Source organism: Paraglaciecola sp. L3A3 (assembly GCF_009796765.1).
Classification (GTDB): Bacteria; Pseudomonadota; Gammaproteobacteria; order Enterobacterales; family Alteromonadaceae; genus Paraglaciecola.
On sequence record NZ_CP047023.1, the window covers coordinates 1,939,290 to 1,953,808 of the forward strand.

Annotated in this window: 14 protein-coding genes; 2 read left to right on the plus strand and 12 right to left on the minus strand. The window is 38.4% G+C overall.

All coding sequences use genetic code 11. The annotated features are described in order from the left end of the window. Nucleotide 1 precedes the first annotated feature (1 nt). The 4 genes from cysQ to GQR87_RS08080 all read right to left on the minus strand — a co-directional run bounded on the left by cysQ (nt 2) and on the right by GQR87_RS08080 (nt 3,683). The gene (gene cysQ / locus GQR87_RS08065) at nt 2-790 is read right to left on the minus strand and encodes a 3'(2'),5'-bisphosphate nucleotidase CysQ (protein WP_158968233.1); all 789 of its coding nucleotides are present in this window, start codon (nt 788-790) and stop codon (nt 2-4) included. After that, nucleotides 790-1,386 carry an adenylyl-sulfate kinase gene (gene cysC / locus GQR87_RS08070; RefSeq protein WP_158968235.1) on the minus strand — a complete coding sequence of 199 codons (597 nt, stop codon included), beginning with the start codon at nt 1,384-1,386 and terminating at the stop codon, nt 790-792. The genes cysQ and cysC overlap by 1 nt, the downstream gene beginning before the upstream one ends. After that, nucleotides 1,386-2,297, minus strand: coding sequence for a sulfate adenylyltransferase subunit CysD (cysD, locus tag GQR87_RS08075; RefSeq protein ID WP_158968237.1), 912 nt, complete (start codon nt 2,295-2,297; stop codon nt 1,386-1,388). Before cysD ends, cysC begins: the two co-directional genes overlap by 1 nt. Nucleotides 2,298-2,462: 165 nt before the next feature. Continuing rightward, a complete protein-coding gene (locus tag GQR87_RS08080; RefSeq protein ID WP_158968239.1) occupies nt 2,463-3,683 on the minus strand; it encodes an EAL and HDOD domain-containing protein in 1,221 nt (406 codons plus the stop codon). Nucleotides 3,684-3,926: 243 nt separating this feature from the next. Here GQR87_RS08080 and GQR87_RS08085 point away from each other — a divergent pair, with 243 nt between their 5' ends. Beyond that, nucleotides 3,927-4,364: a GNAT family N-acetyltransferase gene (locus tag GQR87_RS08085; RefSeq protein WP_158968241.1), complete on the plus strand. Its 438-nt coding sequence runs from the start codon at nt 3,927-3,929 to the stop codon at nt 4,362-4,364. 69 nt (nt 4,365-4,433) lie between these two features. Here the strand turns inward: GQR87_RS08085 and GQR87_RS08090 are convergent, their stop codons facing one another. The 8 genes from GQR87_RS08090 to GQR87_RS08125 all read right to left on the minus strand — a co-directional run bounded on the left by GQR87_RS08090 (nt 4,434) and on the right by GQR87_RS08125 (nt 12,813). Then, nucleotides 4,434-5,141, minus strand: coding sequence for a DUF3379 domain-containing protein (locus GQR87_RS08090; protein ID WP_158968243.1), 708 nt, complete (start codon nt 5,139-5,141; stop codon nt 4,434-4,436). Beyond that, on the minus strand, nt 5,134-5,691 hold the full coding sequence (locus GQR87_RS08095) for a sigma-70 family RNA polymerase sigma factor (RefSeq protein WP_158968245.1): 558 nt from the start codon (nt 5,689-5,691) through the stop codon (nt 5,134-5,136). The genes GQR87_RS08090 and GQR87_RS08095 overlap by 8 nt, the downstream gene beginning before the upstream one ends. A gap of 88 nt (nt 5,692-5,779) precedes the next feature. Further along, a complete protein-coding gene (locus tag GQR87_RS08100) occupies nt 5,780-7,498 on the minus strand; it encodes a BatD family protein (RefSeq protein ID WP_233267430.1) in 1,719 nt (572 codons plus the stop codon). A gap of 5 nt (nt 7,499-7,503) precedes the next feature. Then, nucleotides 7,504-9,390, minus strand: coding sequence for a VWA domain-containing protein (locus GQR87_RS08105; RefSeq protein ID WP_158968247.1), 1,887 nt, complete (start codon nt 9,388-9,390; stop codon nt 7,504-7,506). Further along, nucleotides 9,390-10,385 carry a VWA domain-containing protein gene (locus GQR87_RS08110; RefSeq protein ID WP_158968249.1) on the minus strand — a complete coding sequence of 332 codons (996 nt, stop codon included), beginning with the start codon at nt 10,383-10,385 and terminating at the stop codon, nt 9,390-9,392. The genes GQR87_RS08105 and GQR87_RS08110 overlap by 1 nt, the downstream gene beginning before the upstream one ends. Next, nucleotides 10,378-10,881: a DUF4381 domain-containing protein gene (locus tag GQR87_RS08115; RefSeq protein WP_158968251.1), complete on the minus strand. Its 504-nt coding sequence runs from the start codon at nt 10,879-10,881 to the stop codon at nt 10,378-10,380. Before GQR87_RS08115 ends, GQR87_RS08110 begins: the two co-directional genes overlap by 8 nt. Further along, nucleotides 10,881-11,831: a DUF58 domain-containing protein gene (locus GQR87_RS08120; RefSeq protein ID WP_158968253.1), complete on the minus strand. Its 951-nt coding sequence runs from the start codon at nt 11,829-11,831 to the stop codon at nt 10,881-10,883. The genes GQR87_RS08115 and GQR87_RS08120 overlap by 1 nt, the downstream gene beginning before the upstream one ends. Before the next feature lie 25 nt (nt 11,832-11,856). Next, complete coding sequence (locus GQR87_RS08125) at nt 11,857-12,813, minus strand: MoxR family ATPase (protein ID WP_158968255.1); 957 nt, start codon at nt 12,811-12,813, stop codon at nt 11,857-11,859. Nucleotides 12,814-13,196: 383 nt separating this feature from the next. On the opposite strand from GQR87_RS08125, the gene fadI reads away from it, so the two are divergent. Further along, complete coding sequence (fadI, locus tag GQR87_RS08130) at nt 13,197-14,507, plus strand: acetyl-CoA C-acyltransferase FadI (RefSeq protein WP_158968257.1); 1,311 nt, start codon at nt 13,197-13,199, stop codon at nt 14,505-14,507. Nucleotides 14,508-14,519: the final 12 nt, after the last annotated feature.

Here is a 14,519-nt window from a genome sequence, read left to right on the forward strand (position 1 = left end):
TTTAGCAACTCACTAGAAAAAATGGGTTTAAAACGGAATCTTTTTGATTGTATCTAAGAGGTGCAGCATTTTCTTTTAACGCATTCGCTGCATCTTCAATAATTGTTACTTTACCGCCGGCCGCTTCAACTACTGCTTGAGCTGCACCTGTATCCCACTCGGATGTTGGACCTAAACGAGGGTATAAGTGAGCGGCACCTTCGGCAACCAGGCATAGTTTTAAAGAGCTGCCCATGGCCACTAGTTCTGTTTCTCCTGGCAAGGATTCGAGGAGTGCTTGGATTTCAGGACTCTGGTGCGAACGACTACCTACTACTTTCCAGGTTTCGCCTGAAGTGTTCTGCTTAGGTGTTATATCAGCTCGTTTGCCTGCAGTGATTTTATAGGCACCTTGACCAACTACGCCAACATAGGTTTGTTCTAAAACAGGCGCATAAACTACACCAAATACAGGTACACCTTTATCGATTAAAGCAATGTTAACCGTGAATTCGCCATTTTTTTTGATAAATTCTTTGGTACCGTCAAGTGGGTCAACTAACCAGTATGTTTGCCAGCTGCTACGCTCTTGCCAACTGATACTGGCTGATTCTTCAGATAATATTGGTAACTCAGAAACAGCCTGTAGTCCTGCAACGATACAATTATGAGCTGCTAGATCGGCTTCAGTTAACGGGCTTTCATCAGATTTTTCATATATTGCAAAATCTTTTTGATAAATTTCCATAATCTTGTCGCCAGCTTGATGACTGAGGTCAACAATGCTTTGGATAAGTTTGTCAGTTAACATTAGGCCAAAAATCCTTTTGTTTTTAATAACTCAAAAATCTGTTCGGCTGATTGTTCCGCTGATTGCCCAGTATAGCTTAAAGTAATTTCTGCTGATTCTGGTGCTTCGTAAGGAGAATCAATCCCAGTGAAATCTTTAATGTCACCTTGTCTGGCTTTTTGATACAAACCTTTAGGATCACGTTTTTCACATTCAGCTAATGGAGTATCAATAAATATTTCAACAAATTCACCATCAGCCAATAAATTGCGGCAGTAGTCTCTCTCACTTTTAAAAGGAGAAATGAAAGCTGTTAATACAATGGTACCTGCATCAACAAACAATTTGGCTACTTCGCCAATACGTCGAATGTTTTCTACTCTGTCTTTATCACTAAAGCCTAAGTCACCGCATAAGCCATGACGAACATTGTCGCCATCTAGTAAATAAGTGTGCTTTTGATGTTCTGCTAATTTCTTTTCGAGTAAGTTCGCTATGGTCGATTTACCTGAGCCACTTAAACCCGTTAACCATAATACCGCTGGTTTTTGATTTTTAGCTGCTGCTCGACGAGTTTTATCAACTTCATGTTGATGCCAAACTATATTTTCTGCCATTAGAAATATCCTTCCATTTTTTTCTTCTCCATAGAACCTGAAGAATCATGGTCAATCACTCGGCCTTGACGTTCTGATGTTTTAGTTAATAACATTTCCTGAATAACTTCAGGAAGCGTACTCGCTGTTGACTCAACCGCGCCTGTTAATGGATAACAACCTAAGGTTCTAAAACGAACTGAGCGCATTTCTGGTTTTTCACCATCTAGGGGCATACGGTCATCGTCTACCATAATTAATGTGCCATCACGCTCTACAACTGGTCGAGGTTTGGCTAAATATAATGATGGAATTTCGATATTTTCCATATAAATATATTGCCAGATATCTAGTTCAGTCCAGTTTGACATAGGGAATACACGAATACTTTCGCCTTTATTTACTTGTGAGTTATATATGTTCCATAACTCAGGGCGTTGGTTTTTCGGATCCCATCTATGATTTTCGTCGCGGAATGAATAAACCCGTTCTTTAGCACGTGATTTTTCTTCATCTCGTCTAGCGCCACCGAATGCTGCATCGAACTTATATTTGTTCAAAGCTTGTTTCAGGCCAACGGTTTTCATTATATCAGTATGTTTAGCGCTGCCATGTACAAAAGGACTGATATCCATATCAACACCTTCTTGGTTGATATGAACTAGTAAGTCTAAATCATGTTTAGTCGCCATCTTGTCACGAAATTCAATCATTTCATGAAACTTCCAAGTGGTATCTACATGTAATAATGGAAAAGGAATTTTTCCTGGTGCAAAAGCTTTGCGAGCTAAATGTAATAATACTGAAGAATCTTTACCCACAGAATAAAGCATTACAGGGTTGTCAAATTCAGCGGCTACTTCACGAAAGATATGAATACTTTCCGCTTCAAGTTGCTTTAAATGAGTCACAGTTGGAATTGAGTTAGGCATAGTTTTCTCGCGAAAAATGAGATGATTATATTAAAAAATTCTAAGATTAGAACTTTATCAAAAATGTGTGTTTGAGTGTATAATTTTTTGGACTAGAATAAACTATCTAATAATTAAATGAAATTAATTATACTTGGTTAGCAGGATTGGCTTATTAGTCTCACATTATTGTAAGGCTTGCATTCTTTCTGTGGCCCAACTCATAGATTGTTGGAAGCGTTCACTTGCCTGGGCTAAATCAATTTTATTATTTTGGCAATAACTCTCTAATTTTTGCCATTCTGCCTGCTCAAATAGTTCACAAAAATGTAGTAAATTTGCTGACTCATCATGTCTGTTTATTATTGCATCTTTAATGTTTTGGTTGAGAGGTAGCTTATCCATTAACTGATGGATATCTGCATCGACTAATGCATCGATCAAAGAAAGTAAGCCAATTAAAAATGCTGAAGATTCAACGCCCTTTAAAATATAAGAGTCTGTCATCAACTCACAAAACCTTGCCCTTGCTAAAGACATAATAGAAAGCTCTTTGGGTTTATCATTAGCAAATTGAGCGGTAAATAGTAAAGAAACAAACCGACTTAATTCATTATTCCCTAAAATGACAATGGCTTGTTTAATGGTTTCGACAGCTTTATTGCGTTTAAAAATAGGGGACTGTAAATAGCGAAGTAATTTGAACGATAAGCTGACTTCTTGTTCAAAAATTTTGGTAACTTCTGCAATATTGGGTTCAGCTTTATTCATCTCAGCCATTAACTTTATCACTGATACTTGTACTGGCGTGAAGGAGATGGAGCGAATGACTTCAGGCCGGCTGAAGAAATAACCTTGGAAATACTCACAACCTAAATCTAAGGCATGTTGGTATTCTGCATTGGTCTCAACTTTTTCGGCTAATAGTTTTATCTTAGGGTAAGACTCAATAGCGGTGATTATTTCTTCGAATTGAGCTTCGCTAGTTATACTATAATCCAGCTTTATTATGTCAACGTATGGAAAAAAGTATTCCCAAGGTTTACTGTGTTCATAATCATCAAGAGCAATTAAATAGCCTTTTCTTTTTAACTCTTTGCAGATATCTAATAGCTTTTTAGTAGGCTTGACTGTTTCTAATATTTCTACAACAATCTTGTCCTTAGGTAATAAAAATGGATAACCTGATATCAAGGAATTATGAGTAAAATTAATGAAGGCGAGGGAGTCTTTGGCAAGTGTTTCTAAACCTAAATTAAACTGTAAGCCTTCTATTAGTTTGGCTGTAGCTACATCCTCATTAATATTTGGGAATATATTTTTCAGGCTGTCACGAAATAATAATTCGTAAGCAAATAAAGTTTTATCTTTATTTAAAATTGGCTGTCGTGCTGCGTAAAAGCTCAAAGCGTACCCTTACTAAACTTAATAACCATACAGTAACGATTGATTAAATTTGTTGCAAATTAAATTGAAATATTTTGAAAAATGAATTTCAAACTTGGATGTGAAGATTAAAATAATTAAAGGAATACTCACAGAAATTAGCTTTTTTATGATTAATTTATTGTCATACTTAAGCGACGAAATATTACCATGGAACCCTGTTAACCTATCTTATACTTAAGTATTAGTCATGTGACCAATTTTATGAACAAGAAAACTTATCAACAACTCAGTAAAGACGAATTATATGCAATTGCCAAATTACGCCAAGACGTTTTTATTGTCGAACAAAATAGTGTTTACGTCGATTTAGATCAGTTAGACCAAGATGCATATCATTATTTACTTAAAGATCAGCAAAAAAAATTGTTTGGCTATGCTCGTTACCGTGTTTTAGCAGCGGATAATAAAGTTAAGGTTGAGCGGTTTGTGTTAGATAAACAAAATCGCGGTATGGGGCAGGGCAAACAATTATTACAGACAATGATAAAAGATATTAAAACTGAGTTACCTGAAATGAAAATAACCTTGTCAGCTCAAGTATATGTTTGTGAGTTTTATCGACAGTTTGGATTTAGAGAGTTTGGTAAAGCTTATGATGATGGCGGAATTGAGCATATTGATATGCAGTATCAAATGTAGATAAGTACAAATAAAAAGGAATGATTTAAGCTGTAAATCATTCCTTATTTGTGAACTGCTTGGTAATAATTAAGCAGAAAATTTGAACTTTTTGCTTAAAACACTTTTAGCTTTAGTCACATCAGTGCCTTCTTCCCCCACGACCACTAAGTTTGCACGTTTTAGATTAATCGCTTGTCCTTCGTAGCCTTTTGCATGAGAAATACTTTTGTTATCATATTTTTCATTCTTGGGTACGACGAAGACAGTGAGTTTTTCATCACCTAGTTGAATTACCATATGTAAACTTCTGATATTATCAAAATCACAAAAATTAGCGTAATAAATTTGACCAATATCATCCGTAAGTTCGCCACCAAAACTGGCAAGTTTAGCGTTAACTTGTTCTAAGCTTATATTCTCATGAGCTTCAAGGGCATAATTACCTTCAAACTTTACGTGGGCAATAGCATGTTCTGAAATATTGATCAGGTTATGTTGTTGCCACATGGTAAAACTCACGCCCATGATGAAAGCAACAGACGCAGCGAGAGCCAATTGTATACGATTACGTTTTTTGCTCTCTATATGAGTTTGCATTGTCTGACGTAAAATAAGCTTACTGGCTAGATCACTGGGTACTTCAACTTGACTGGCCTGATGCATTTTTTTATCAAGTAGTTTTAGTTCCCGTAAAAACGCTTGTTTTTTTGGATCTTCTGCTACTGCTTTTAATACTTTTTCATCAGTACAATTAGGGTTTGCGTACACAGTACGACGAAATTCTAAATCATCCATTTGCTTGCCCCCACTGTGTTTCACTTTTTTCAAGTGCCTCTTTTACTTGATTACGCGCTCTAAATAACCGAGTCATAACAGTATTTTTATTTAACTCTAGTTGTTCAGCAATTTCTTCGCCGCTATAGCCGAATACTATCTGTAACATCAAAGGCTCTCTATATTCTTCACTTAAAGAAGCCATGATTGTTCTTAATTCTCTGTGTTCAATTTGTATTTCATTAGATAAACTATCATCTATCACTGAGACATCATCAATGTCTACTAAATCAAATTGTTTACGTTCAAACCGTCGGGCGTTTTCTCTGCGTAATATGGTAATTAACCAAGACTTAGCTGCTTTTTCATCTTTTAATGAATCCAAAGATTTCCAAGCTCTAAGAAAGGTCTCCTGTACTATGTCTTCCGCAATTGCTTTGTCTTTTACAAGCCAGTATGCATAACGGTATATATCTGTATGTAGAGCCAGTACTAGCGCTTCATATCGTTTTTGTTTATTTGCCATGTCATTAGAGACCGAGGCTTTGTTGTTTTGCTTTCGTGAAAACATATTTATTTACCGTTCTGTAAGCAATGGAGTATGATTTTTGCTGCTGACTTAGCATTACACTCCATTTGATTATGCGCCACAGTACAGTTTAACTGGCTGGATATAAAGGAGTTAAGGTTGATACACTAATATTTTTCTGTAACCAAGCCTTTCTTATTTTACGCAGTAATGAATGTAATTCGGTGCTTTGCCAAGTATTTTGCTGGCGAGAATAGCGAGCCGCTAATAAGTTATTTACTGCTTGATTCAGTGTTTCATCTTTTATAAAAGCTAAACTAAAATCCAGAGTGGCATTTTTATGTTCAATTAGATTGCCTAACCAAGGTGTTAAAAATGTCAGTATTTCTTGCGGTTGCGCTTGATTAAGGGCTTTTTCTAATTTATTCCATAATTCTTTCTCACTTTGTGTGGTGCGCACACTAGAAGGTCGTAGAGGTTTTTGTTTACCTTTCAACAGGGCAACATGTTTCCACCAAGCGACTAGTGTGAATAACCACAACAAGATTACTGCTAGGCTGATCCATAACCAATACTGGGCAATACCAGATTGAATAACTGGTGTGACTGGCTGCAGATTTTTTTCGTTTACCACAGGTTTACTCGGCATTATTGGGCTGCTAGATATGTTGGTTTCTGGCTGGTTTATTGCCGGTAACACTTGAATAGTTTTTTCGGCCAAAACAGCATATTCGGTTTTTTGCGTTAAGGTATTAAACCAAGGGATTTTCACTTCGGGTATTAGCAAACTACCTGCTTGACTGGGTATTATTGCAATGGATTCTTTACGCTGAGCAATCAACGTTTTGTCTTTTTCTAAAGTTGTGGTTTCGGCTTGATCTGGATAGGTTTTAACCGATGCTGGATATTGGCTTTGAATTTCCGGCAATTGTTCTTCTACTACACCCACAGCTGTCAGAGTGATAGTCCGAGTGATTGGTTCTCCGGCAATAAAACCTTTGTCATTTCTTTGCCATTCATCATCGATTTGTACAAACTCACTGGGTAACCAATGTTGGCTGTAATTACTCGGGATAGATAACACTTCAATAGATTGGTTCGGCCCTACTCGGTTAACGGCTTTATTGCGATTAAAAAAGCCAAAACTTTGACGGCTATTATCAACTATTTCGCCCTCAAACAATGGGCCTTCAATTACAAACGTGCCACTTTGTTGCGGGATGATGGCAAATGATCTTTCGATAATCCGATAACGTTTGCCATCAATAATGTCATTGTATTCTTTGTCTTTACCAATTTGACGGATATCCGCATTTTCTAGAGTGGGACTAGATAAACTACCTCTTTGCAGATCTTTGGCTATATGTAATTTTACCGTGTAGTGAATTTGTTGTTGTAGAAAGACTTTTTCTACGTCAACTTCTGTGCTGATAAATAAATCGCGGGCTTGAGAGTTACTGCTAGTAGAAACTGGCACAACCATTAAGTCTATGGGTTGAGTTATCCCGCCTGCGATATTGAACGCCGGAATGGTAAAACGTCCCTGTTTGCGAGGTATCAGTACCGTTGTCCAAGTGGTACTGCGGGTAGTGGTGAAATTAATCATTTGAGTTTGCGAACTCACAGATGTGCGGCCCACTACAAAATCTTTAAGCAAAGCAGATGAATCAAAATCCCCTCTGTCTACATCACCATTGGCGACAACAGTGAGATTAAATGATTCGTCTGCCATAACGGGATTTTTATCCACAGTGGCTGTAACTTCAATTTGTTGTGCTTGGATTGATGCCGTAAACACTAAAAGTAGTACGCTCAATCTTCCAAATAGTTGTGTTAATTTACTCATCATCACTACTACCAATTCCCCTGAATATTAGTTGGTAACCTTTCTCTTTTACGTTGCTGAGACTCGATTTGCATTTTGCGTTTTAGTAAAAATGCCGGATCATCAGGCACACGATTAAGTAATGTTTGCATACGCTGCATTTGTTCTTTTTGTTCGTCAGTTAATTCTTGCTCTTGGGCTGCTTGAGTTTGTTGTTCACTGTCATTTTCTTGTTCACCCTGTTGGGCTTGTTGCGCTGCAGTTTGCTGTTCTTTTTCTTCTTCTTCTGTTTGAGTTTGATCAGCGTTCTGTTGTTCGTTTGCAGAATCAGATTGCTCCTGCTCAGTGCCATCTTGTTCTTGCTGCTCTCCCTGTTGACCATCCTGATTTTGTTGATCTTCACTATTAGAGTCTTGTTGCTCACCGTCTTGGTTTTGCTCATTCTGCTGACCATCTTGTTGTTGATCGTTTTGTTCCTGATCACCTTGTTCACCATCAGACTGGTCTTGTTGCTGTTGTTCTTGTTGCTGCTTTAGTTGCTCAACTAAAGCTTTATTGGCTTGTGCGTCTAGATGATTAGGCTCTTGTTTTAATACTTTTTCGTAGGCAGCAATCGCTTTATCTAATTCTCCTAGCTGAGCTAAGGCATTGCCTGTGTTATAGCTTGCTTGTGGGCTATCCACTTTAGAGTAAGCATCAATTGCTCCTTGGTAATCTTGATTTTTGTAAAGAGCATTGCCTTGCCACAAGGGGTCATTAAACTGACCTGCCGCTTGTTCAAATTCGGAATTGTTATAGGCTTGCATCGCTTGTTGATCAGCTGTTTGCCACATGTCTTGCCACCAATCAGCCTGCGCATTAGGAGTGTAAATAGGTAACAAACAAGCAGCAACAAATACTGTAATTATGCCTCTCCTGAATGCGTAAGCAGCAAAAGGTAATAATAACAATAATAAATAGGGACCTAATTCCTGCCATTTATCGCCAAAATTTTCTTTCTCTTGCTGTTCATTCAAATCACTATCTTGCTCAACCAATGTTTGATCAATCAGGTAATTAATATCATCATCGTTAGCTTGCATCTGGGCATATCTGCCGCCGCCACTTCCAGCTAAAGACTTGAGATTACTCGTTGTTAATTTAGGAATAACAATAGAGCCACGGCTATCTTTAAGTAATTCACCATTAGTGAGTTTGATGGGAGCACCTTCTTCTGTACCTACAGCCAGCACCGATAGGCGGAATGTAGACTTGTTTAGAATTTGACTCACTTCTTTCATTTGTTGGTTACTAATCCCGTCGGTGATCCAAAAAATCTCACCTTGTTGGTAACCTGCGTTAGTTAATAAATCTATGGCAGCTTGTATACCGAGTGCAGGATCACTACCTGCAATGGGCATTATTTCTGGAGTAAGGCTAGGAATTAAAGTTGTCAGGTTTTGCGCATCAGAGCTAAGAGGGCTGATAGTAAATGCATCGCCAGCATAAGCCACTAAACCAGTTTCCCCTTCTGTAATGGCACTGACTAAATCTATCGCTTTATATTTGGCGCGACTGAGTCTGTCGGGTTTTACATCGGTTGCTCGCATAGACATAGACATATCAATTAACACCACCTTACCTGTATTCATTTGATAGACAGGTTGCGGTAGTCTTTCCCATGTAGGTCCGGCAAGAGCTAAACTTGCTAACAACCAGCCGAATGCTAATAACATTAGGGGAGGACGAGTTTCTTTCACTCCATCTGTGGTGACTAAGTGTTGATAAAGATGACTGGCTAATACAGATTGCCAGCCAGATTGTTGTTTTTGAATATGTCGAATGAGCCCTACTATTATCAATAAAGGGAAAATTGCCCATAGCCAATGAGGACGAATAAAGTGAAAATCACTTAAGAAAGACATGTTTTCGATCATTACGCAGCCTTCTTAAATACAAATTGTTTTAAAAGTGGAAAAATTGCCATCAAGATAGTGACGAATAAAGCCAAACTTAAAGGATAAAAATACAAGGCCTTAAGTGGGCGCATTTGTTTACTTTCTCGTGCGATAGGTTCCAGTTCATCTAATTTTGCGTATATTTGTTGTAAAGATTGTGCATCTCTTGCTCTAAAGTATTGACCGCCGGTAGAGGTGGCAATTTCAGTTAACATATCTTCATCTAGATCTTGCGATGGATTGACCCTTCTACTACCAAAGAGACTTTGTACTAACATTTGGTCTGCGCCTACCCCAATCGTATAAATGGTCACTCCATTATTTATGGCTAATTCATTTGCTTGTTCAGGGGTGATGTTACCTGCAGTATTTTGACCATCAGTTAATAATACTAATACCTTGTTAGATTCTTTTTTACTTTCAAAGCGCTTAATTGCCAAACCTATTGCGTCACCTATGGCAGTTTGTTCCCCTACTAAGCCAATCAAAGACTCTTTCAGTAATTGGTCGACGGTTTCTCTGTCATAGGTTAAAGGAGCTTGTAAATAGGCTGTGTCGGCAAAAAGAATTAAACCTAATCGGTCTCCAACTCGTCTTTGAATAAAATCACTTAATACAAACTTAATCATTTTAAGACGATCTACTTGCCTTCCGTTTACTTGCATATCGTCGATTTTCATACTGCCAGACAGATCGACTGCAATCATCAGATCTCGCCCTTCAGCTGGAATACTGACAGGCTCTCCTAACCATTGGGGTCTTGCGCTGGCAACCACTAATGCAATCCAAGCTAGTGTGGCGAAAAGTAACATCCACTTATTACTGCTTTTGTGCTGCTGACTAGTTTCGAGACCGGCGGTAAGGTTGGGAACTCTAAGCGCTGCTTCTTGCCCTTGTTTTTTACTCGGCAATAACAGGGCTAAAAGAGGCAAGGGAAGTGCAGCTAATGCCCATATCCATTCAAACTCAAGCATGTTCTTGCTCCAATGTTTGGCTGATATTCTTACTGGGCGGCACTGCTAGTTTAACCCACTGTTGAACAGTGTGTTTATGTTGAGCAATCTCTTTAGCTTCTATCGTCTGTTTTTGATAAAGGCTATTTTGTAATTGTGTGATCTGCTCAGAATTTTTGCCAGCCTGTTTGTTGGGTAGTGTCTTGATTAAAAAGTTAACCCACTGCTCACCATGTAATTTTTGTACAGAACAGCTGGGAAAATATTCTAAAGCGACACGTTTTAATATTTGATTCAACTGGGTTGCCGCATGTGGTTGTTCAATATTGATTAATTCAATTTCTTTTAAAGCTTGTTGTTTGGCTTGTCGCTGTTGCTTAAAATGAAGCACCCACTTAATGGCAATAAATAACACTAGTATTGCGACCAAGGCTAATAGCCACCAACCATAGGCTGGTGGCCAGTTGCCGATTTCTGCTGGGTTTTGGATATCTTTTAAATTATCTAATGGATTCATTAACGTCGAGCTCCCGAAAATGGATCTAATTGTGTGCTTAAAGGTAAACCTGCACTGATTTCAATCACCTGTGCTTTACATTGTTTTAAAGTACGTTTGATATACTCAAAATGGGTTTGGTGTTGATCACTATATTGCTGCTCGGTTTCTTTTTCTCCGAGTAAAATTTGTTGTCTATTTTGGCCATCAGTTAAGCATACTCGTTGGCTTACTTTGACCTTGGGTAACTGGTGCTCAAATGGATCGCTAATGGGATAAGCAATCACCTCACAATGTTTACTGAGTTGCGCAATATGCTGTTGGGACACATCATTAAGTTGACTGAAATCACTTAAAATAAAAATCAAACTACCTGGATGAGCTAAACGACGTAATCGTGCGCAAGCATCTGCTAAAGTTACTTGGACTGAATTAGCCGTTTTAGCTTGTTGTTGCACTTTAATCATACTGTTTAATAAAGACAACACCGCTTTTTGTCGAGTAAAAGGTTTACATTCAATATGCTGATCTTGATTAAATACTAAGCCGCCAATCCTATCCCCACGTTTACGTGCAGACCAAGCAATCAAGGAAGTTAAGTGTGCCGCTTGTACCGATTTAAATAATAATTGAGTACCAAATTGCATACTTGAAGATAAATCAGTTAATACAAATACGGGGCGTTCTTTTTCTTCTCTATACAACTTTGTATGAGTTTTACCTGTACGTGCTGTCACTCGCCAATCAATAGCGCGTATGTCATCACCAGGTTGATAATGACGTGCTTCATCAAACTCCATGCCACGACCTTTGGTCTTGGCCAAATAAGCCCCTGCTAATTTGGCTTGGACTGCTTTACGCGGCGTTAAATTTATCAGGCTCGTTTTACTTTGATAATGGATCAATTCCTTGATGCCAAGGTTGATCCCATCACAGTGGTGCTTAGCCAGCCATGTTGCAATGTCTTGCATTTTTCTTCCTGTGACTATTTATCGATTAAGGAACGGCGACTAATTGTAAAATTTTGTCTAATACTTGATTACGGCCAATACCTTCGGCTTCAGCTTCGTAACTAAGTAGGACCCTATGACGTAGCACATTATGTAAAACAGCTTGTATGTTGTCTGGGCCAACAAAATCTCTACCCATTAACCATGCATGAGCACGAGCACATTTATCTAAAGCAATTGTGGCTCGAGGACTGGCACCAAATTCGATCCAACTAGCTAACTCGGCACTGTATTTTTCAGGTTGGCGAGTGGCAATAATTAGTTGCACTATATATTGCTCTAAACTTTCATCTAGATGTATTTTCAGTACATCTTGTCTAGCATTAAAAATATCTGCTTGGGTTAGGGTAGGAGGACTAACAGCCGCTTTGTGCATTGCTTCATCACGGGTTAAACGTAAGATTTCAAGTTCGGTGTCTGCCCCCGGATAGTCTATTTCTAAATGCATTAAAAACCTGTCTAATTGTGCCTCAGGTAAAGGATATGTTCCTTCTTGCTCAATTGGATTTTGGGTGGCCATAACTAAAAATAGTTCAGGTAAAGTATAGGTTTTATTACCCACAGTGATTTGTCTTTCGGCCATAGCTTCCAATAATGCTGATTGCACTTTAGCCGGCGCTCGGTTTATTTCATCTGCTAATACTAGGTTATGAAACAAAGGACCTTTTTGGAAAACAAAATCTCCAGTTTCTGGACGATAAATATCTGTACCGGTTAGATCGGCAGGTAATAAATCAGGTGTAAATTGCACGCGATGAAAGTCACCTTCTAGACTTTTAGCTAACGCGGTGACAGCTCGAGTTTTTGCTAAACCAGGAGGACCCTCAACTAATAAATGTCCGTCTGCTAATAATGCGACTAATATGTTTCTTGTTAATGTTTGTTGGCCAATAACTTGACTGTCTAGATACGCTTGTAACTGATTAAACTGAACTGCTGCCATGGCGTTATATTTTCCTGCTTATTATTAATATTACTTAAAAATTTAGTATTTCTAATAGTAAATTAGTGCCTGTAGAGACAATGCTACCTGATATAAGGTTCCATACTCGAAAAACAATGTTACAAAGCTTTATATTTATGACTGTTTTTTAAGCAAAGGACTTTATATAAAAGGTGTAGAGTGAATATGAAATCAGCAAATATAAAATTTGATTGACACTAATACGTATAGGTGAATTGTTGTTAACCCACTGTTTATAATGATTTTTATATGTATTCCTTTAGTCGTAGACTGCTTTTCTTGAAGTCATGCAGGTAACTCTGTACAATCTAAATCACTTTACAGGTCTGACCACTGATTTGTATTTATAAAAAGGGTAGAAAATGACAACTAAGCAAAATGTTACAACCAGACAAGGCGATAGGATCGCCATTGTTGCTGGTTTAAGAACGCCTTTCGCAAAAATGGCGACTAATTTTCATGGCGTGCCAGCCGTTGATTTAGGCAAAATGGTGGTGAACGAAATGTTAGTTCGTCACAACCTAGATGCAAATCTAATTGAGCAACTAGTTTATGGCCAAGTGGTACAGATGCCTGAAGCGCCAAATATTGCTCGTGAAATTGTTTTAGGTACTGGCATGAATGTAAACACTGATGCTTTTAGCGTTTCAAGAGCTTGTGCTACGAGTTTTCAGTCAACAGTGAGTATTGCTGAGTCTATGATGGCCGGTAACATTAGTGTTGGTGTCGCAGGGGGAGCCGATTCAACATCTGTATCGCCTATAGGAGTATCTAAAAATCTAGCTCGTGCATTGGTTGATTTACAAAAAACTAAGACTTTAGGTCAAAAATGGCAGATACTTAAAAAGTTGGGTATTAAAGATTTATTACCTGTACCCCCAGCTGTAGCAGAATATTCCACAGGTTTGTCTATGGGGCAAACGGCTGAACAAATGGCCAAAACTCATCAAATTAGCCGTCAAGAGCAAGATGCTTTAGCTCATAGATCGCATACTTTAGCGGCGCAAAGTTGGACTGATGGAAAATTGGCCAATGAAGTCATGACTGCTTATTCTGAACCCTATAAAGCTCCTTTTGAAAAAGATAATAATGTGCGTTTTGACTCTAAGCTAGAAGGCTATGCCAAATTACGCCCAGTATTTGATCGTAAACATGGCACTGTTACTGCTGCTAACGCCACTCCACTGACCGACGGAGCATCGGCAATTATAATGATGACTGAAAGTCGAGCTAAAGAATTAGGGTATACCCCACTGGGTTATATCAAAAGTTATGCTTGGGCTGCCATCGATGTTTGGCAGGATATGTTAATGGGGCCTTCTTACGCCACGCCTATGGCTTTGGACCGTGCGGGAATGACACTTAATGATATTACTCTTATAGAAATGCATGAAGCCTTTGCTGCTCAGACTTTAGCTAACTTAAAAATGTTTGCTAGTGATAAATTCGCGCAAGATAAATTAGGTCGAAGCAAGGCGACTGGTGAAGTCGATATGGATAAATTCAATGTAATGGGTAGCTCACTTGCTTATGGTCATCCGTTTGCGGCGACAGGGACAAGAATGATCACACAAATGTTAAATGAATTAAACCGCCGAGGTGGTGGTAGTGGTTTATTAACAGCATGTGCAGCTGGTGGTCTTGCAACAGCTATGATCGTTGAAACAGAATAGGAAAACAGAACC